Annotated in this window: 15 protein-coding genes and 2 tRNA genes; 5 read left to right on the forward strand and 12 right to left on the reverse strand. The window is 68.7% G+C overall.

All coding sequences use genetic code 11. From position 1 onward, the window contains the following. Positions 1–8 precede the first annotated feature (8 nt). On the reverse strand, positions 9–995 hold the full coding sequence (locus BLR68_RS13390) for a MetQ/NlpA family ABC transporter substrate-binding protein (protein WP_018185576.1): 987 nt from the start codon (positions 993–995) through the stop codon (positions 9–11). 191 nt (positions 996–1,186) lie between these two features. After that, on the reverse strand, positions 1,187–1,891 hold the full coding sequence (locus BLR68_RS13395) for a TetR/AcrR family transcriptional regulator C-terminal domain-containing protein (RefSeq protein WP_018185577.1): 705 nt from the start codon (positions 1,889–1,891) through the stop codon (positions 1,187–1,189). A gap of 68 nt (positions 1,892–1,959) precedes the next feature. Here BLR68_RS13395 and BLR68_RS13400 point away from each other — a divergent pair, with 68 nt between their 5' ends. Continuing rightward, positions 1,960–2,274: a DUF7882 family protein gene (locus BLR68_RS13400; protein ID WP_018185578.1), complete on the forward strand. Its 315-nt coding sequence runs from the start codon at positions 1,960–1,962 to the stop codon at positions 2,272–2,274. Positions 2,275–2,292: 18 nt separating this feature from the next. Here the strand turns inward: BLR68_RS13400 and BLR68_RS13405 are convergent, their stop codons facing one another. Next, positions 2,293–3,027 (reverse strand): TetR/AcrR family transcriptional regulator, encoded by a 735-nt coding sequence (locus BLR68_RS13405; protein WP_018185579.1) that lies wholly within the window; start codon positions 3,025–3,027, stop codon positions 2,293–2,295. Positions 3,028–3,127: 100 nt separating this feature from the next. Between BLR68_RS13405 and BLR68_RS13410 the strand changes: the two genes are divergently transcribed. Then, positions 3,128–4,591, forward strand: coding sequence for an MFS transporter (locus BLR68_RS13410; RefSeq protein WP_018185580.1), 1,464 nt, complete (start codon positions 3,128–3,130; stop codon positions 4,589–4,591). A gap of 50 nt (positions 4,592–4,641) precedes the next feature. Here the strand turns inward: BLR68_RS13410 and BLR68_RS13415 are convergent. The 5 genes from BLR68_RS13415 to serS form a co-directional block, all read right to left on the reverse strand. Continuing rightward, positions 4,642–4,730 (reverse strand) — tRNA-Ser (locus BLR68_RS13415). A 74-nt stretch (positions 4,731–4,804) separates the two neighbouring features. Then, positions 4,805–6,070 (reverse strand): LCP family protein, encoded by a 1,266-nt coding sequence (locus BLR68_RS13420; RefSeq protein ID WP_018185581.1) that lies wholly within the window; start codon positions 6,068–6,070, stop codon positions 4,805–4,807. Between the two features lie 68 nt (positions 6,071–6,138). Then, positions 6,139–6,223, reverse strand: a tRNA-Ser gene (locus BLR68_RS13425). Between the two features lie 100 nt (positions 6,224–6,323). Next, the gene (locus BLR68_RS13430) at positions 6,324–7,193 is read right to left on the reverse strand and encodes an HAD-IIB family hydrolase (RefSeq protein WP_018185582.1); all 870 of its coding nucleotides are present in this window, start codon (positions 7,191–7,193) and stop codon (positions 6,324–6,326) included. Then, positions 7,190–8,455: a serine--tRNA ligase gene (gene serS, locus BLR68_RS13435; protein ID WP_018185583.1), complete on the reverse strand. Its 1,266-nt coding sequence runs from the start codon at positions 8,453–8,455 to the stop codon at positions 7,190–7,192. Before serS ends, BLR68_RS13430 begins: the two co-directional genes overlap by 4 nt. A gap of 103 nt (positions 8,456–8,558) precedes the next feature. Here serS and BLR68_RS13440 point away from each other — a divergent pair, with 103 nt between their 5' ends. Next, positions 8,559–9,728, forward strand: a complete 1,170-nt coding sequence (locus tag BLR68_RS13440; RefSeq protein ID WP_018185584.1) for a diacylglycerol/lipid kinase family protein — start codon at positions 8,559–8,561, stop codon at positions 9,726–9,728. Between the two features lie 74 nt (positions 9,729–9,802). Beyond that, the gene (locus BLR68_RS13445) at positions 9,803–11,167 is read left to right on the forward strand and encodes a cryptochrome/photolyase family protein (protein WP_018185585.1); all 1,365 of its coding nucleotides are present in this window, start codon (positions 9,803–9,805) and stop codon (positions 11,165–11,167) included. Positions 11,168–11,264: 97 nt separating this feature from the next. On the opposite strand, the gene BLR68_RS13450 is transcribed toward BLR68_RS13445, so the two are convergent. From BLR68_RS13450 to BLR68_RS13465, 4 genes are all read right to left on the reverse strand, one after another. Beyond that, positions 11,265–12,602 carry an ABC transporter substrate-binding protein gene (locus BLR68_RS13450; protein ID WP_018185586.1) on the reverse strand — a complete coding sequence of 446 codons (1,338 nt, stop codon included), beginning with the start codon at positions 12,600–12,602 and terminating at the stop codon, positions 11,265–11,267. A gap of 80 nt (positions 12,603–12,682) precedes the next feature. Continuing rightward, positions 12,683–13,582, reverse strand: coding sequence for a carbohydrate ABC transporter permease (locus tag BLR68_RS13455; RefSeq protein ID WP_018185587.1), 900 nt, complete (start codon positions 13,580–13,582; stop codon positions 12,683–12,685). Then, on the reverse strand, positions 13,579–14,514 hold the full coding sequence (locus BLR68_RS13460) for a carbohydrate ABC transporter permease (protein ID WP_018185588.1): 936 nt from the start codon (positions 14,512–14,514) through the stop codon (positions 13,579–13,581). Before BLR68_RS13460 ends, BLR68_RS13455 begins: the two co-directional genes overlap by 4 nt. After that, positions 14,511–16,526 (reverse strand): beta-galactosidase, encoded by a 2,016-nt coding sequence (locus BLR68_RS13465; protein ID WP_018185589.1) that lies wholly within the window; start codon positions 16,524–16,526, stop codon positions 14,511–14,513. Before BLR68_RS13465 ends, BLR68_RS13460 begins: the two co-directional genes overlap by 4 nt. Positions 16,527–16,747: 221 nt before the next feature. Between BLR68_RS13465 and BLR68_RS13470 the strand changes: the two genes are divergently transcribed. Further along, positions 16,748–17,782: a LacI family DNA-binding transcriptional regulator gene (locus tag BLR68_RS13470; protein WP_018185590.1), complete on the forward strand. Its 1,035-nt coding sequence runs from the start codon at positions 16,748–16,750 to the stop codon at positions 17,780–17,782. Positions 17,783–17,828: the final 46 nt, after the last annotated feature.

Genomic DNA, 17,828 nt, shown 5'->3' on the forward strand with positions numbered 1-17,828 from the left:
GGCAGCCGTCAGTTCTTCGCGGCCTGCTTCTCGAGGTCGGCGAGCTTGGTCCGGAGCTGCTCGACCGGGACGTCGACGAGCACCACGGAGCCCTGGTTCTCCTTCTCGTTGGCCGCCGCGACGCGCTTGTCGGCGTAGACGTCCTTGAGGATCTTCCACGCGGGGTTGTCCTTGTTGTCCTCACGGGTGGCGATGACGTTGACGTACGGCAGGTTCTGCTCGGAGAGCGCCTTGTCGAGGAAGAGCGCATCGTCGGAGCCGATGTTCTGGCTCGGGTCGAAGTACGACGTGCCCACGACGACCGCAGCCAGGCTCGGGTCGGTGAACTGCTGAGCGATCGACGTCGCGGGGATCTCGGTGAACTGGAGCTTCTTCGGGTTCGCCGTGATGTCCTCGACGGCGGGGAAGTCGCCCTTGTCGGCCGAGAGGGTGATGAGGCCGGCGGCCTCGAGGATGTTGAGCGCGCGACCGCCGTTGGAGGGGTCGTCGGGGATGGCGATCTTCGCGCCGTCCCCGATGTCGTCGAGGGATTTCGCGGTCGCGGAGAAGATCCCCCACTGCGTGATGAGCGTCGAGAAGACGGGGGTGAGGTCTGAACCGTTCTCGGTGTTGAAGGCGCTGAGGTACAGGATGTGCTGGAAGGCGTTGGCGTCGACCGTGCCGGCGGCGAGCTCGGTGTTGGGCAGGACCCAGTCCTGGACGTTGACCCACTCGATGTTCAGGCCCTTCTCGGCGGCGACCTCCTTGACCGCATCTTGGAACGGGCTGTCCTCCGACACGGCGATCTTGACGCTGATCGGCTCAGCTGGGCTTGCACCGCCGGCCGCGGCGGCATCGGCGGGCCGGAGCGCCGGGAGCGCGAGGGCGACTCCGCCGACGATCGCGCCGACCGCGACGACGGCGATCGCGATCGCGATGCCGATCCGGGTGCGCTTCTTGTCTCCCGCGACGGCGGCGCGGAGGTCGCTCTGCGGGGTCTGGTTCTGGTCTGACATGGGATGGTCTCCTCGTGGTGCGCCGGGCGTGGATGTTCGCTGTGACTGCGACATTCCTAGCCCGCCGCGACCTCGAGGACGACTTGCGAGACGCTCCGTGACCGGTCGTTACCGTCCTTGACGTTCGCGCGCATCGCGGATCGACATCGGCCCGCAGATCGTGCTAATCGCGCATGCGCGCACCATCGCTCCTACAGCGAGAGGTCGACCTCGAGCCGGTCGAGGAGGATCTCGAGGGCGGTGTCGAACTCCTCTTTGCTGTGGTCCTCGCTCAGCAGCGGTCGCAGGCGCCGCACCTCGGGGGCATCATCCAGGGAGGCGATCTGCGCCTCGCCGGTGGAAACCGGCCCGGTCTCCCCCTGGCCGGCGAGCGTCCCCCCGACGTCGGCACCGCGCACGGCTGCCTCCAGCAGCAACTGACCGATGAGGAAGCTGCTGAACCCCCGGTACGCCCCGACGGCCTGCTCGTCCGTGAAGCCGTGCTGAAGCAGCACCCGGAGGAAGATGTCCACCGCCTCGATGCTCCGCAGCGGTGGCCGGAGCCAGGGCGCGGCGGGATGCCGGGTCGCGATCAGCGGGAATGCGCGGGGGTGCGCGACGGCGATGTCCCGCACCGCGTGCGCGACGTTCTGGAGGAAGGTCTGCCAGTGCCCCTCGGCCTCGCGCTCCATGACCACGACGAGTTCGGCCGTCAGTTCGTCGACGACGCCTTCGAGAAGATCCTCTTTGCCGTGCACATGACGGTAGAGCGACATCGCCTCGACGCCCAGCTCCGCCCCCAGAGCGCGCATCGACAGGCCCGCCGGACCCTTGAGGTCGACGAGGCTCAGCGCTGCATCGATGATGGCGGCGCGACTCAACCTCGCACCGGATGACCGCTCGGACTGATTGCTCATGGGAGCCTCCTTCCCGATCCTCTCTCTTCTCGCACTCGTTTGTCTGCTTACGCCGTAAGCTTGGTGGAATGGGACGCTTGGCCTTCGGCAGCGAGACGGTCACATTCGATGACCGTCTCCTCGGTCATCTCGAGGTCGTGATGGTGGCGAAGCTCCGACGCCGCGAGCCGTTCATCCTCACGTGGACCGTCGACCCCAGCCTGGGCAGCGGGCGAGTCTCGCGCTGGGTCGGGGTGTCGACGAGCTGGGACATCCGCTACCACTCGCGCGCCATCGGGCCGATCAACCCGGCCTGGATCGACGCGCTGATGTCGACGGCGAACTCGCCCGGCGGGCTGCGGGTCGTCCCCGAGCCCGATCAGGACGAAGCGGTCGCCGGCTGACACCGACGCCGCCTCCGATCAGCGACCTGCGCTGAGGTGGAGTCCGTCGAGGAGAAGATCGAGCCCTGCCCGGAACTGGTCACGATCATCGTGACCGGCGAATTCGTCCACGATGTGGTGGATGAACGGGTACTCCTCGGGATCGAGGGCCCGCCACTGGTGGACGGCTCCGGCGAGATACTCGTCGCGGCCCACGTCGCCGGACGCGACCTCCGGAGGGAGCTGCTGCCCCATGTCGGCGGCGGTGCCGATGACGAACCCCACGATCGCCGATGTCGCATGGAAGCAGTCCCGCGGCGAGAGCCCCAGGCGCATGATCTGCTCGCCCAGCTTCTCGTACAGCTGAAGCGAATGGACCTGTCGCGCCGTGTTGCGCATGGCATACGCCCCGAGCCAGGGGCGATCGACGATGACATCGAACATCGCGACGGCGATCGTCCTCACGTTCTCGATCGGATCGCCGCTCCCCTCGCGACCCACGTCTGATACGGCGGCCAGGACGCCCCCGAGCACGGAATCGGCGGCCAGGTCGAGGAGCTCTTCCCGTCCCGAGACGTACCAGTAGATGCTCGCCGGCCCGCCGCCGAGCCGGGTCGCCAGCGCCCGCGTCGTCAGCCCCTGCGATCCCGACTCGTCGAGGATCTCGATCGCGCCGGCGATGACGGCGTCGATGGAATGCGACGTTCGAGAGCGCTCGCGCGGAGCGCGGGCGCGTCGGCGGGGTGGTTGCGCCTGCTCGGTCATGACAGCCATCACATCACACGGGAAACCGAGTGTTGTGATCTATCGAACATCGTTCTATCGTATCGAACGGCGCTCGATAGTCGAACGCTGTTCGATAGGAAGAGCTCTCATGACGGTGACCACCACCTCCCCCCGCGTCTACACCTCTCTCAGAGCCGCGTGGATTCCGCTCGCTGCGCTCTGTCTCGCCTTCTTCGTAGAGATGGTCGACAACACCCTGCTGTCCATCGCCCTCCCGACCATCGGCCGAGACCTCGGCGGGGACACGACGGGATTGCAGTGGATCACCGGGGCGTACTCGCTGACGTTCGGCGGGCTGCTGCTCACCGCCGGCTCCATCGCCGATCGCTTCGGCCGGCGGCGGGTCCTGCAGATCGGCCTCGCGACGTTCGGCGTGGTCAGCCTGGCCGTCCTCCTCGTGAACAGCATCGGCGGGCTCATCGCGGTCCGCGCCGCGCTCGGCGTCGCCGCCGCCGCGATGGCCCCGATCACGAACTCGCTCGTGTTCCGCCTCTTCGACGACGCCGCCCTGCGGATGCGGGCGATCACCCTCATGATGGTCGTCGGCATGTCGGGCTTCGTCGTGGGCCCCCTGCTCGGCGGCACCATCCTCACGCACCTGCCCTGGCAGTGGCTGTTGCTGATCAACGCTCCGATCGCCCTCCTCGCCGGAGTCGGAGTGCGCCTGGGCGTCCCCGCCGACGACCCGCGCGGACTGACGCGAGACCGCCTCGATCTGACCGGGGCGGCGTTGAGCGTGATGGCCCTCGGGCTCTCCTGCTACGCACTGACGAGCGGAGTCCAGTTCGGATGGTTCGCTCCGGTCACACTGCTCGTCGGGATCGGCGCCGCGGCATCCATCGTTCTCTTCATCGTGAACGAACGCCGATCCTCGGCCCCGATGATCGACCTCTCCCTCTTCTCCGTGGGCACGATCCGCGGTGCGGCGCTCGCGCAGATCGGCAGCTCCGTGGCCATGGCGAGCGTGATGTTCGCGCTCATCCTGCACTTCCAGTACGCCTGGGGATGGAGCCCGATGGCCGCGGGGCTCGCCAACCTGCCCCTCATCCTGACCATGATCCTCGCCACCCCGCTCACCGAGTCGCTGATCCGCCGATTCGGACACCGCATCGCCTGCGTCATCGGTGCCGTGCTGCTGACAGCCGGCCTGGGAGCCATGGCCTGGGCCGTCGAGCAGGATTACCTCGCCATCGCGGTCGCCATGGTCGTCATGACGGCGGGCCTGCGCACCGTCATGAGCATCTGCGCGGTCGCCCTCATCGGGGCCGTGCCCGAGGACCGCACATCGATGGGCGCCGCACTCAACGACACCGCACAGGAGGTCGGGTCGAGCATCGGAACGGCCTTCGTGGGCACGGTGATCGCGGTACTGGTGGCCGCGACGCTTCCCGACGGCACCTGGAGCCCGGCCCTGACGTCCACGTACTTCCACGGCGAGCAGATCGCCTTCATCGCGGTTGCCATCGCCGTCGGCGCGATCTCGATCATCGGGGCGCTCACCCTGAGCAGTGCGAGGACGACAGACGAGCACGACCGCGTCGACGCCCCGTGAGACGGACGTTCAGAAACAGAAAAGCCCAGGTATACCGGGGCTTTTCACTGCGGAGACGGAGGGATTTGAACCCTCGGTCCCCGTAAGGGGACTCCACCTTAGCAGGGTGGTGCACTAGGCCTGACTATGCGACGTCTCCAGGCATCCGACCGCGAACGGCGCGAATGCACCCCGCAAGCATAACGGTTCCGCGGACCGGTACCGAACCGGCCGTCAGCGCTGCGCGACCGTGCAGGTCACTTCGTTCGCCGACTGCCCCGTGATCTCGCCGGGCAGCTCGACGGTGCCGTCGTCGGCGCCCGGGGTGGCCTCCCCGGTTGCACCCGGAGTCGGCGTGTCGGTCGCGCCGGGCGTGCCGGTTGCGCCCGGCGTGCCGCCGTCGCCCTCAGCCTCGCCGACGACCTCGACGCCGTTGCCGCCGCTGGCCGAACCGGTCACCCTGATGGGCTTGTTCTCGGACAGCGCCGTGAACAGCACGTCCGCGGCCGACGAGACCGGCAGGACGCGCGCGCCCCCGGGCGCGTACACCGTGGGGTACTGGACGAAGACGATGTCCTTGTACGGGACGTCGGCGACGGCCATGGCGATCTGCACCATGCGCTGCGGGTTGGTGAGCGATTCACTCAGGACGAGCTGCTTCTCGTTCACCTGACGGATCGCGGTGTTCGCGAGGTTCAGGAGTGCCGGGTAGTTCGAGAGGACCGCACCCGACTGCAGCTTGCGGACCAGCGAGCTCATGAACTGCTGCTGGTTGGAGATGCGGCCGAGGTCCGATCCGTCGCCGATGCCGTGACGGATGCGGAGGAACTGCAGCGCCTGCGCGCCGACGAGCGTCTGCTCGCCCTTCTTGAGGTTCAGTCCCGTGTGCTTGTCCTTGATGTCGTCGCTGAGGCACACGTCGACGCCGCCGATGGCGTCGGACATGTTGATGACGCCCGTCCAGCGGATCGCCGCCGCGAACTGGATGTCGACGCCCGTCAGCTCCTCGACGGTGGCGACCGAGCATCCCAGCCCGCCGTAGCTGTAGGAGACGTTGATCATCTGCGCGCTCATCGCCGGGTACGAGCCGCCCTCGGGGTTCTGGCACGAGGGGATGGGCACGATCATGTCGCGGGGGAACGAGACGACGGTCACGCGGCGGGGCGCATCGCTGATGTGCACGAGCATCGTGACGTCGTTGCGCTCACCGCCGTCGTCGTGCTTGCAGCGCGGGAACAGTTTCAGATCCTGGCCCTCGCACGAGTCGGTGCCGACGACGAGCATGTTGACGCCGCCCTCGATCTCACCGATGTGCGGCGGCAGCTCCGAACCCTCGTCGCCGATCGAGACGCCGTTGTCGCTGAGGCTGCGTGCGGCGTCCCACACGTAGAACCCGCCGATCGCCGTCGTACTCACGAGGACGACGGCGACGACGGCAGCCAGGATCGTGAAGACCTGACGGAGCGGATGCGGGGAGGTCAGCTCACCGTGACGAGCCACGGGTTGGCGGCGGAACTTCGTCGCCTTCGCATCGTGCCTAGCGCTCACGGATCACCTTTCGGACAGTGCGGAGGGTGTGGGATTCGAACCCACGGGACATTGCTGCCCACCGGTTTTCAAGACCGGATCCTTCGGCCGCTCGGACAACCCTCCCGACCCCGCCGAACGGCGGCGGTCGAACAGGCCGAGTCTAGCCGACCCCAGAACCCGTCCATTCTCGCGGGAACGCCTGGGGGACGCCTGAACGGCCAGGTCAGAGGGCCTTCAGCACCGCCGTGACGCCGCCCTCGGTGACGGATGCCGTGAGCTCCGACGCCTCGGACAGCACCTCTTCGGGGCCTTGGCCCATCGCGATCGCGCGTCCGCCATGGGCCCGCGCCCACCGGAACATGCCGATGTCGTTGCGTCCGTCGCCGATGACGACGACGTTCTGCGGCTCGATGCCCAGCCAGCCGCGGACGAGCTCGAGCCCGGTCGCCTTGTCGACGCCCTGCGGGGCGATGTCGAGCCAGGCCGACCAGCCGACGGCATACGAGACCTTGTTGAGGCCGATGCGCGCGACCAACTCGACGAAGTCCTCATCGGTGTCCTGCTCCGACACGACGACGACACGCGAGACGGGGTCGGCCGAGAGCTCCTCGAAGCTCACCCGGTCGGCGTTCGCGAGGTTCCAGTCATCCATGTGGTGCGTGAACAGGCGGCGACCGCTGGGAAGCTCGACCATGTAGCGCGCCGTCGGCAGGTGATCGCGCAGAAGCGTGAGCACCTCGGTGGCGTCGAACTGCTCGGTGTGGAACCGGTCGTACACGGGTGAGTCGATGGGCCCCGTGCGCTTCAGGATCACCGCACCGTTGGAGCAGACGACGTACTCGGGCGTGATCGCCAGGCGCTCGATGATCCTGCCCGTGCTCTCCCACGATCTCCCCGTCGCGAGCATGACCTCGTGCCCGGCGCGCTGCGCATCGGCGATCGCGTCGACGACGCCGGGGCTGTAGGTCTCGTCCTCGAGCAGGATCGTGCCGTCGACGTCGAGGGCGATGAGCAACCGCTCGCGCGGGGGCTCGGCGGCATCCGTCGCGATCTCCTCGACGACCTCGGCCGCCTCGTCTGCAGACAGAGTCACGCGATCGGCTCCGCCACCTCGAGGCCGCCCAGGTACGGGCGGAGGACCTCGGGGATGACGACCGAGCCGTCTTCGCGCTGGTGCGTCTCGAGCAGCGCGACGATCCAGCGGGTCGTGGCGAGCGTGCCGTTCAGCGTCGCGACGGGAGCGGTGCGACCGCCCTCGGGACGGTGACGGATGTCGAGGCGACGGGCCTGATACGTCGTGCAGTTCGACGTCGACGTGAGCTCGCGGTACGCGCCCTGGGTCGGGACCCACGCCTCCACGTCGTACTTGCGGGCGGCGGACGAGCCCAGATCACCGGCGGCGACGTCGATGACCCGGTACGAGAGGCCGAGGTCCTGCAGCATCCGCTCCTGCATCTCGACGAGGCGCAGGTGCTCCGCCTCGGCGTCCTCGGGCGTCGTGTAGACGAACATCTCGAGCTTGTTGAACTGGTGCAGCCGGATGATGCCGCGGGTGTCCTTGCCGTACGACCCGGCCTCGCGCCGGTAGCAGGTCGACCAGCCCGCGTAGCGCTTCGCACCGCGCTCGAGGTCGAGGATCTCGTCCATGTGGTATCCGGCGAGGGGCACCTCGCTCGTGCCGACGAGGTAGAGGTCGTCGTCGTCGAGTCGGTAGACCTCGTCGGCGTGCTGACCGAGGAACCCGGTGCCGCGCATGACCTCGGCGCGGACCAGGGTCGGCGGGATGACCGGGATGAAGCCGGCCTCGAGGGCCCGCTGCATCCCGAGGTTCATGATCGCGAGCTCGAGGCGCGCGCCGATGCCGGTGAGGAAGGTGAACCGCGCACCCGACACCTTCGCACCGCGCTCGGTGTCGATCGCGCCGAGCATCTCGCCGAGGGCGAGGTGGTCGCGCGGCTCGAAGTCGAAGGAGACCGGCTCGCCGTGCGTGCGGAGGGTGACGAAGTCGTCCTCACCACCGGCCGGGACGCCGTCGATGACGATGTTCTCGATGCGCGCGAGCGCGGCGGACGCGGCATCCTCTGCCACGGTCACGGCCTGCTGCGCGGCCTTCACCCGCTCGCTGAGTTCCTTCGCCTCGGCGACCAGGGCGGCCTTCTCGTCCTTCGGCGCCTTCGCGACACGCTTGCCGTGCGCGTTCTGCTCGGCGCGGAGCTCCTCGAAGGTGGTGATCGCCGTGCGGCGCTCCTTGTCGGCGGCGAGCGCGTCGTCGACGGTGTCGGGCGACTCGCCGCGGGCTTCCTGCGAGCGCTTCACGAGGTCAGGGGCGTCACGGAGGAGGGCGAGATCGATCACCCGACGAGTCTAGTCGCGGCCCCTGCGGGCCCAGCCCTGGTGCGGGGAACGCGCGAGCGCAAGGGGGCCCTGCCAGACGGATGCGGGGCCCTATCCTGTACGCATGGCGACCGACCCCGGCACGACGCACCGCTCCGACGACGCGCACGATCCGGCGACCGCGGCCGAACCCGACGGCGTGATCCGCGAGCCCGACGACGTCGCACCCGACACGCAGGACGGCGACACCGGAGAGGCGCGTCGCGTCGACCGGAGCGGGTCGACCGAGCCGATGCCCGATGTCGACGGCCGCCCGAGCCCCAAGGCGGCGCTGGTCTACAACCCGATCAAGGTCGACGGTGATCAGCTCCGTGAGCAGGTGGCGCAGGCGGCGAAGGATGCCGGCTGGTCCGAGCCCCTCTTCTACGAGACCACGGTCGACGACCTCGGCGACGACGTCGCACGTCAGGCTCTGTCGGAAGGAGTCGACGCGGTCCTGGTCGCCGGAGGCGACGGCACCGTCCGCGCCGTCAGCGAGGCCATGACCGGTTCGAGCGTGCCGCTCACGATCGTCCCGAGCGGTACCGGCAACCTCCTCGCCCGCAACCTGCGACTCCCCCTCACCGACCCGTCGGCCATGATCGCCGCGACCTTCGACGGCGACACCCTCGCGATCGACGTGGGTCTCGCCCAGCTGCGGCGGCCCGAGGGCGAGACCACCGAGCACGCGTTCGTCGTGATGGGCGGCATGGGGCTCGACGCCGCCATGATCGCGAACACGAACAGCGACCTCAAGAAGAAGGTCGGCTGGGTGGCCTACGTCGACGGCGCGGCCCGCTCCATCGCGCAGGCCAAGCCGTTCCCCGTCGTCTACCAGGTGCCGGGCCACCGCATCCACCGCGCGGACGTGCAGAGCGTCCTGTTCGCCAACTGCGGCTCACTTCAGGCGGGGCTCGAGCTCATCCCCGAGGCATCCATCACCGACGGCGAGCTCGACGTCGCCATCCTGCAGCCGCGAACGGCCCTGGGGTGGCTGCTGGTCTGGCGACGCCTCGCGTGGGACAACAGCGTGCTGCGGAAGTTCCGCGCCGGACGCAAGATCCTCGCCGTCCGGACGGCCGACAACTCCGTCCGGTATTCGCGTGGCAAGGGCATCGACCTCGCCGCCGAAGAAGCGCACCCCGTGCAGCTCGACGGCGACGAATTCGGCGAGGCGACGCGGATCGCGGTGCGCGTCGTGGCCGGCGGGCTGACCCTCGCCATCCCCCGCGGGCACTCGGTCGACGCCGTCTGAGCCGGCCCCCTGAGCGATCCGGCGCCGGATTGCAAGGGGCGGCATCGCCCGGCGCCGACGGCCAGGATGAGGGGATGCCGTCCCCTTCGATCGTCTGGTTCCGCGACGACCTCCGCCTCGCCGATCACCCGGCCCTCCGTGCCGCCCTCGACAGGGGCGAGCCGGTGATCGGGCTCTACGTGCTCGATGAGGAGAGCGACGGCATCCGTCCGCTCGGCGGCGCGGCACGCTGGTGGCTGCACCATTCCCTCGCCTCCCTCGCCGAGCGTCTCGCCGAGCGCGGCTCCCGCCTCATCCTCCGCCGCGGCCCGGCTCACCGGGTCGTCCGCGAGGCGGTGGAGGATGCCGGCGCGGGGGCGGTCTTCTGGAACCGCCGCTACGGCGGACCCGAGCGCGAGATCGACGCGGCTCTCAAGTCGGACCTGCGGGAGGGCGACGTGGAGGTCGCGTCGTTCGCGGCATCCCTCCTCTTCGAGCCGTGGACCATCACCACCGGAGCGGGGAAGCACTTCTCGGTCTACAGCCCGTTCTGGCGCGCGTGCCTCGCGCAGCCGGCGCCTCGCGCTCCGCTGCCGGAGCCGCGCGAGGTGCCGGGACCGTCGCGGTATCCCGCCTCGGACGACCTGGACGACTGGGACCTGTTGCCGACCGAGCCCGACTGGGCGCAGGGCCTTCGCGACACGTGGGAGCCGGGCGAACCCGCGGCGCAGGCGCGGCTGAGGGAGTTCCTCGACGAGGACCTGGGCCACTATGACGACGCGAGGGACCGTCCCTCGGCGGGAGCGACCTCGCTGCTGTCGCCGCGGCTGCGCTGGGGCGAGCTGAGCCCGCACACGGTGTGGCACGCCGCCGTCGAGACCCCGGGCGCCTCGGGCTTCCTCTCCGAGATCGGGTGGCGCGAGTTCGCCTGGCACACGCTGTACCACTTCCCCGATCTCGCGACGAAGAACCTGCGGCCGGAGTTCGACGCCTTCCCCTGGCCGCGTCTCAAGCCGAGCGCCCTCCGTGCCTGGCAGAAGGGGCAGACGGGGTACGCGATGGTGGATGCCGGCATGCGGGAGCTCTGGGAGACCGGCTACATGCACAACCGCGTGCGGATGATCACGGCATCCTTCCTCATCAAGAACCTGATGATCGACTGGCGCCGCGGCGAGGAATGGTTCTGGGACTGCCTCGTCGACGCCGACGGGGCGAGCAACACGTTCAACTGGCAGTGGGTCGCCGGCTCCGGCGCGGACGCCGCACCGTACTTCCGCGTCTTCAACCCCGAACTGCAGGCCGACAAGTTCGACAAGAGCCGCGAGTACATCGGGCGGTGGGCGCCCGAGTACACGGATGCCGACGGCCAGCCGCCCATGCCGATGGTCGATCTGAAGGCGACGCGGCAGAACGCGCTCGCCGCCTACGAGAAGGTCAAGCAGGTCTCGCGACAGGAGTGATCCCTCGCACACACGACCGCGCCGCGGATCGGAGCCCGGAGGCCCGACCCGCGGCGCGGATGCGTGGTGTCAGTGAATGACGGGTGTCAGGGAGTGATCACTCGGAGACGGGGATGGACTGCGCCTTGAGGGCGTCGACCGTCTTGGTCTGCGCGGACTCGAGCGCCTCGAGCAGCGTTCCCTGGCCGCTGGCGGCCTTCTGGAAGCCGTCGGACACGTCGGCGTACGTCTGCGTCATGGTCGGGCCCCACACGAAGTCGGGGTTGACCTCGGAGGCAGCCTGGGCGAAGACGTCGTAGATCTTCTGTCCGCCGTAGAACTCCACACCCTCCTGCAGCGAGGGGAGCTTCAGACCCTCGGTGGTGGCGGGGTAGATGTTCGCCGACTTGTTGAGAGCCGTGAGCGCCTCTTCGGACGTGTTCAGCCACAGCGCGAACTTCGCAGCCTCGTACGGGTGCTCGGTGCCCTTGAAGACGGCGACGGACGAACCGCCCCAGTTACCGGAGGCCGTCTCGCCTGCAGCCCACTGCGGAGAGGGAGCGACCGACCACTTGCCGGCGGTGTCAGGAGCACCGGACGAGATGGAGTTGGCGCCCCACACGGCCGAGTTCCAGCTCCATACCTTGCCCGAGTTGTAGGCGTTGTTCCACTCCTCGGTCCAGGCCGGGTAGGTGGAGACGAGGTCCTCGTCGATCAGGTCCTGCCAGTAGTCGGCGACCTTCTTGGACTCGTCGCCCGTCAGGTTCACCTTCCACTCCTGGCCGTCGTTGGCGAACCAGTCGCCACCGGTCTGCCAAACGAGGCCGGCGAACTGGTTGATGTCGGCGGTCGAGAAGTTGGTGATGTAACCACCGGTCTTGCGGACCTCCTTGGCGGCTTCCTTGTACTCATCCCACGTCGTCGGAACGGCGATGTTGTTCTGCTCGAACAGGTCCGAGCGGTAGAACAGCGCCATGGGGCCCGAGTCCTGTGGGATGCCGTAGACGCCGTCGGAGCCGAGAGTGACCTGGTTCCAGGTCCACGGGATGAACTCGTCCTTCGCGGCGACGACGTCCTCGCACGCGGACAGGTCCTCGAGACCGTCCTGCACGCGGAAGCTCGACAGCGCGTCGTACTCGATCTGGCCGAGGTCGGGGGCGTTACCTGCCTCGAGCTGGCTGAAGAAGCTCGCGTACGTGCCGGAGTTGCCGTTGGGGCCCGTCTGGACCTTGACCTGGATGTCGGGGTTCTCGTCGTTCCACATCTTCGCGGCGTCCTCGATGCCCGGGATCCACGACGTGAAGTCGAGGGTCACCTTGCCGTCGGAGGGGGCGCACGCGGCGGGGTCTGCTGCCCCGTCGCCGCTGCCTCCACCGTTGCCGCCGGCGCAGCCGGCAAGGGTGAACGCAGTGAGCAGTGCGACGCCGGCGACGACTGCCTTCTTGGTGTGCTGCATGGGATTTCCAATCTGATCGTTGATCGGGTGACAGGTGGTGGTACTGCAGGGATGCCGAGGGGTCCGCCCGCGGCAGGAGCTCACTTCACGGAACCGGTGCCGAGTCCGTTGCGCCAGAAGCGCTGAAGCAAGAGGAAAGCGATGATGAGCGGCACGATCGACAGGAAGGCGCCGACCAGGACGTAGGTGCGCAGCTCGGGGATCTGGTTGAGCTGCGTGTTCCACGTGTAAAGCCCGTAGGTGACCGGGAACAGGTCCTGGCTGCGGAGCATGATCAGCGGCAGGAAGAAGTTGTTCCAGATGGACACGAACTGGAAGAGGAACACCGTCACGAGAGCCGGCGCCATGAGCCGCGTCGAAACCGTGAAGAACGTGCGGACCTCACCCGAACCGTCGAGGCGCGCGGCCTCGATGAGCTCGTCGGGCACCGACGACGAGGCGTAGATGCGCGCGAGGTAGACGCCGAAGGGACTCACGATGCTCGGCAGGAGGACCGCCCAGAACGTGTTGGTCAGATTCACCTGGCTGAACAGCAGGAACAGCGGCAGCGCGAGCGCGGTCGCCGGGACGAGGACGCCCCCGAGGACGATGTTGAAGAACGCCTCACGACCACGGAACCGGTACTTGCCGAGGGCGTATCCCGCCATGCCGGCGAACACGGTCGCCAGCAGAGCGCCGAGACCCGCGTACCCCAGGCTGTTGAGCAGCCAGCGGAAGTAGATGCCGTTGTTGTAGGAGATCAGGTCGCCGATGTTGGCGAACAGGTTCCAGTCGGCGAACCACAGGGGGTTGGTCGTCAGCAGCTGACCGCGGTCCTTCGAGGAGGCGATGAACAGCCACCAGATGGGCACGAGGAAGTAGAGCGTGAAGATGCCCATGATGAGCAGGGCCGCGCCGCGCGAGAGGATCGACTCCCGCGGACCCCGGCTCTTCGGCAGGTCGGTCGCCAGGGCGCCGTTGGTACGGGTGAGGAGGCTCATTGCTCGGCCTTCCGCTGGGTGAGCTTCAAGAACGCGAACGAGAGGACGCACGTGGCGAGGGCCAGCACGACCGAGAAGGCCGCCGCGAGGTACGGGTTCGGCACCGAGCTGGTCGCGTAGATCGTCATGTTCGGCGTGAAGGTGGAGGAGACCGCCGTGCTGAACGAACGGAACACCTGAGGTTCGGCGAGCAGCTGCAGCGTTCCGATGATCGAGAACACGGCCGTGAGGATGATGGCGGGCGCCACCATGGGGATCTTGATCGACCAGGCGATGCGGACCTGCCCGGCACCGTCGAGGCGCGCGGCCTCGTAGACCTCGGCGGGGATCGCGAGCAGGGCCGAGTAGATGATGAGCATGTTGTAGCCCACGAAGACCCACGTCACGACGTTGGCGATCGACCACAGCACCATCTCGGGCGAGAGGAAGTCGACCGAGTTCGTGAGGCCGGTGAACGGCGACAGGTTCGGCGAGTACAGGAAGCCCCACATGATCGCCGCGATGACGCCGGGAACGGCGTAGGGGGCGAAGAAGGCGAGACGGAAGAACCGCTTGCCCTTGAGGACCGGCGAGTCCAGCAGCAGCGCGAACAGCAGCGCGAGGCCGAGCATGACCGGCACCTGCACGACGCCGAACAGCAGCACCCGTCCGACCGACTCCCAGAACGGCGCGTTCTGGAACACCTGGATGTACTGCGTCAGTCCGCCGAACACCTCGGTGGGCTCGCCGTAGAGACCGTCGCGCTGGACGACCAGCAGCGACTGCCAGATGGCGTAGCCGATCGGCAGCAGGTAGAAGAGGGCGAAGAGGATGCCGAACGGTCCCAGGAAGACCGCGATCGCCCCCTTGTGCGGGGTCTTGGCCCGCGGGATCCGCTTCGCGCGCGGCGGCTTCGCCGTCGAACGCGTCACGAGGACTTCCGTGGCGGTCATACGGCCGCCTCCTCTCTGATGATGCGCACCGCGCCGGCGGGCACGATGGCGCGACCGGCGACGGACGTGCCGGTCACGAGGTCCACACCGTCGGAGTCGACGTGGACGTCGGTCTCGCCGTGATTGATCACGAAGAGATAGGACGCGAGCTCGCCGCGTCGGCGGACGATCTCGAGATCGCGCGTACGGGGCTCGACGACGGCGGCAGGAGCGACTCCGGCCTCGTCGGCGAGGCGCGCGACGAGGTCACGGTAGTCGGCTTCGCTGGGAAGAGTCGCGAGGTACCAGGCCGCACCCTCGCCCGAGGCGTTGCGGGTGAGCGCCGGCATCCCGGCGGCGGGACCATCGGTGAAGGATGCCTGGACCTCGGCGGTGGTGGTGCGGGACCGCTCGGACCACAGCCGCGCGGTGGACCCGTCACTCAGGGTCAGCGACGCCTCCGGCGCGACGGGGGCGAACTCCTCGATGTGGAGGCCGATCGCCTCGCGGAGGGGTCCGGCGTAGCCGCCGGTGTAGACGCGGTCGTTCTCGTCGACGATCGCCGTCGAGAAGGTGATGAGTGCGGTGCCGCCGTCGGCGATCCACGAGGTGAGGACCGCGGCATCCGCTTCGGTCATGAGGTGAAGGCCCGGGACGACGACGAAGCGGTAGTCCGACAGGTCGGCGCCCGGGGCCACCACGTCGACGGTGAGCCCGTTCGCGTGGAGGGCACGGTGCGCCGCGTGCACCTGGTCGAGGTAGCCGAACGCCTGGCTCGGGCGGGTCTCGCTCTGGGTCGCCCACCAGGACTCCCACGAGAAGAGGAAGGCGACGTCGGAGACGACGCGGGAGCCGGCGACCTCGCCGAGGCGCTCGACGATGCCGCCGAGCTCGACGACCTCGCGCCAGACGGCGGAGTCGGTGCCGGCGTGGGGAAGCATCGCGGAGTGGAACTTCTCGCTGCCCTGCACCGAGGCACGCCACTGGAAGAAGCAGACCCCGTCGGCGCCGCGTGCGACGTGCGTGAGCGAGTTGCGGATCATCTCGCCCGGAGCCTTGGGCTTGTTGAGCGGCTGCCAGTTGACGGCGCCGGTCGAGTGCTCCATGAGGAGCCACGGCGACCCCTGCGCGAGACCGCGGGAGAGATCGGCGGCGAAGGCGAGCTCGGACCGGGGGTCGCCGAGGCGATGGTCGAGGTAGTGGTCGTTCGCGATGATGTCCATCTCGGCCGCCCACGACCAGTAGTCGAGGTTCTCGATGTGCGCGGTGACCATGAAGTTCGTCGTGATCGCGACATCGCTGTGCGCACGGATGGCGTCGGCTTCGGCGCGGTAGTGAGCCAGGAGGGCGTCGCTGCTGAAGCGGTGGTAGTCGAGGACCTGGCCGGGGTTGCGGCTGGAGAGCGTCGCCTTCGGGGTGAGGATCTCGTCCCACTCGTAGTAGGTCTGGCTCCAGAACGCGGTCCCCCACGCGCGGTTGACCTCGGCGACCGTGCCGTAGCGCGCCTGCAACCACTCGCGGAAGGCCGCGGCGCTCTCGTCGCAGTGGCAGAGCGCGTTGTGGCAGCCGAGCTCGTTCGACACGTGCCAGAGCGCGACGGCCGGGTGCGAGCCATAGCGTGCTGCGACGGCGTCGACGAGGGCGAGGGCAGCCTCGCGGTAGACGGGCGAGCTCGGGCACCACGCCTGGCGTCCACCGGGGTAGCGGCGCGTCCCGTCCTCGACGACGGGCAGGATCTCGGGGTGGGCGGTCGTCAGCCACGCGGGGGTGGAAGCGGTGCCGGTACCGAGGTTGATCCGGATGCCGGCGGCGTGGAGGCGCCCGATGATGTCGTCGAGACGGGCGAAGTCGTGCTCGCCGGCGCGCGGCTCGATGTGCGCCCAGCCGAAGATGTTGATGGCGACCAAGTCGACACCGGCTTCGCGCATCAGCGCGATGTCCTCGTCCCAGACGTCCGGCGTCCACTGTTCGGGGTTGTAGTCACAACCGAACGCGATGCCGTCGTGCGCGAAGGGGCGGGCGGGGGCCGACATGTTCTCCTCAGATCCTGTGAACGTGCACAGGTCTGCGCGGTGTTCCTCCGCGTTGAGGCTCTGTGAACGTGTACAGAGTAGGCAGACGCGATTCGGATGTCAACACGACCCCGCAGGGCGCCTGGTTTCCCGGGAATCCCGGGGATCACGGGAAACCGTACCCTCGGCGGGCGGCGCGGCGGTGCGTGTGAGCCGTGTGTGCGTGCACATACGATGAACGCGTGAGCAGCGACCGCACGGATGTCATCGGCCGACGTCGGCGTGCGACCGTGAAGGACGTCGCCAACGAGGCGGGTGTCTCCCGAGGGACCGTCAGCCGGGTTCTCAACGGACAGCCGTACGTCTCGGACGAGGCGCGCGAGGCCATCGAAGCCGCGATCGCGAAGGTCGGATTCGTCCCCAACCGGGCCGCGCGCAGCCTCGTCATGCAGAGCTCGCAGGCCATCGGACTGATCGTCCACGAGCCGCACTCACTCTTCGTCGAAGACCCCAACATCGGCTCGATCCTGCTCGGCGCGAACGCGGCGCTGTCGGAGGCCGACTACCAGCTGTCGTTCATGATCGCCGACACCACCCGCGACATCGAGCGACTCGCGCGCTATCTGAGCGGCGGACTGATCGACGGCGTCATCATCGTCTCGGCGCGCGTCGGCGACCCGATCACACGGGCGATCGCCGACCTGGGCCTGCCCGCCGCATTCGTCGGCCACCCGCGCGACATCGGCGACGCGGCCTACGTGGCCATCGACAACCGGGGCGCGGCACGCGAGATCACGCGCCGACTGATGGACACCGGTCGTTCGCGGATCGGGATGATCGCGTCGGCCCTCGACCGCGACTCGGGTTCCGACCGCCTGGCGGGTTTCGTCGACGCCCTCGGCAGCCGCTTCGACCCGCAGCTCGTGGAGCCGGTGCCGCTGTACTCGTACTCGGACGGACAGGCGGGCATGCGTGCGCTGCTCGAACGTGCACCCGACATCGACGGCGTCTTCGCCTCGAGCGACGCCGTCGCCGCGGGCGCGATGGACGTCCTGCAGGCCGCCGGTCGCGTCATCCCCGACGACGTCGGCATCGTCGGGTTCGACGACAGCTCGTGGGCGTTGCGCTGCGATCCCCCGCTGTCCACCGTGCATCAGCCGGCTGACGAGCTCGGACGCGCCGCGGCGGAATCCGTCCTCCGTCAGCTCCGCGGCGAGGACCCCGGCAACGGCGGGCGTGTCCTCGACTGCCCCGTGGTCTGGCGCGACTCAGCCTGACCGGCGTGCACGTTTGCGCATGAGGCGCGCATCGCGTTGACATCGC

This window comes from Microbacterium sp. 77mftsu3.1 (genome assembly GCF_900100525.1).
Taxonomy (GTDB): Bacteria; Actinomycetota; Actinomycetes; order Actinomycetales; family Microbacteriaceae; genus Microbacterium; species Microbacterium aquilitoris.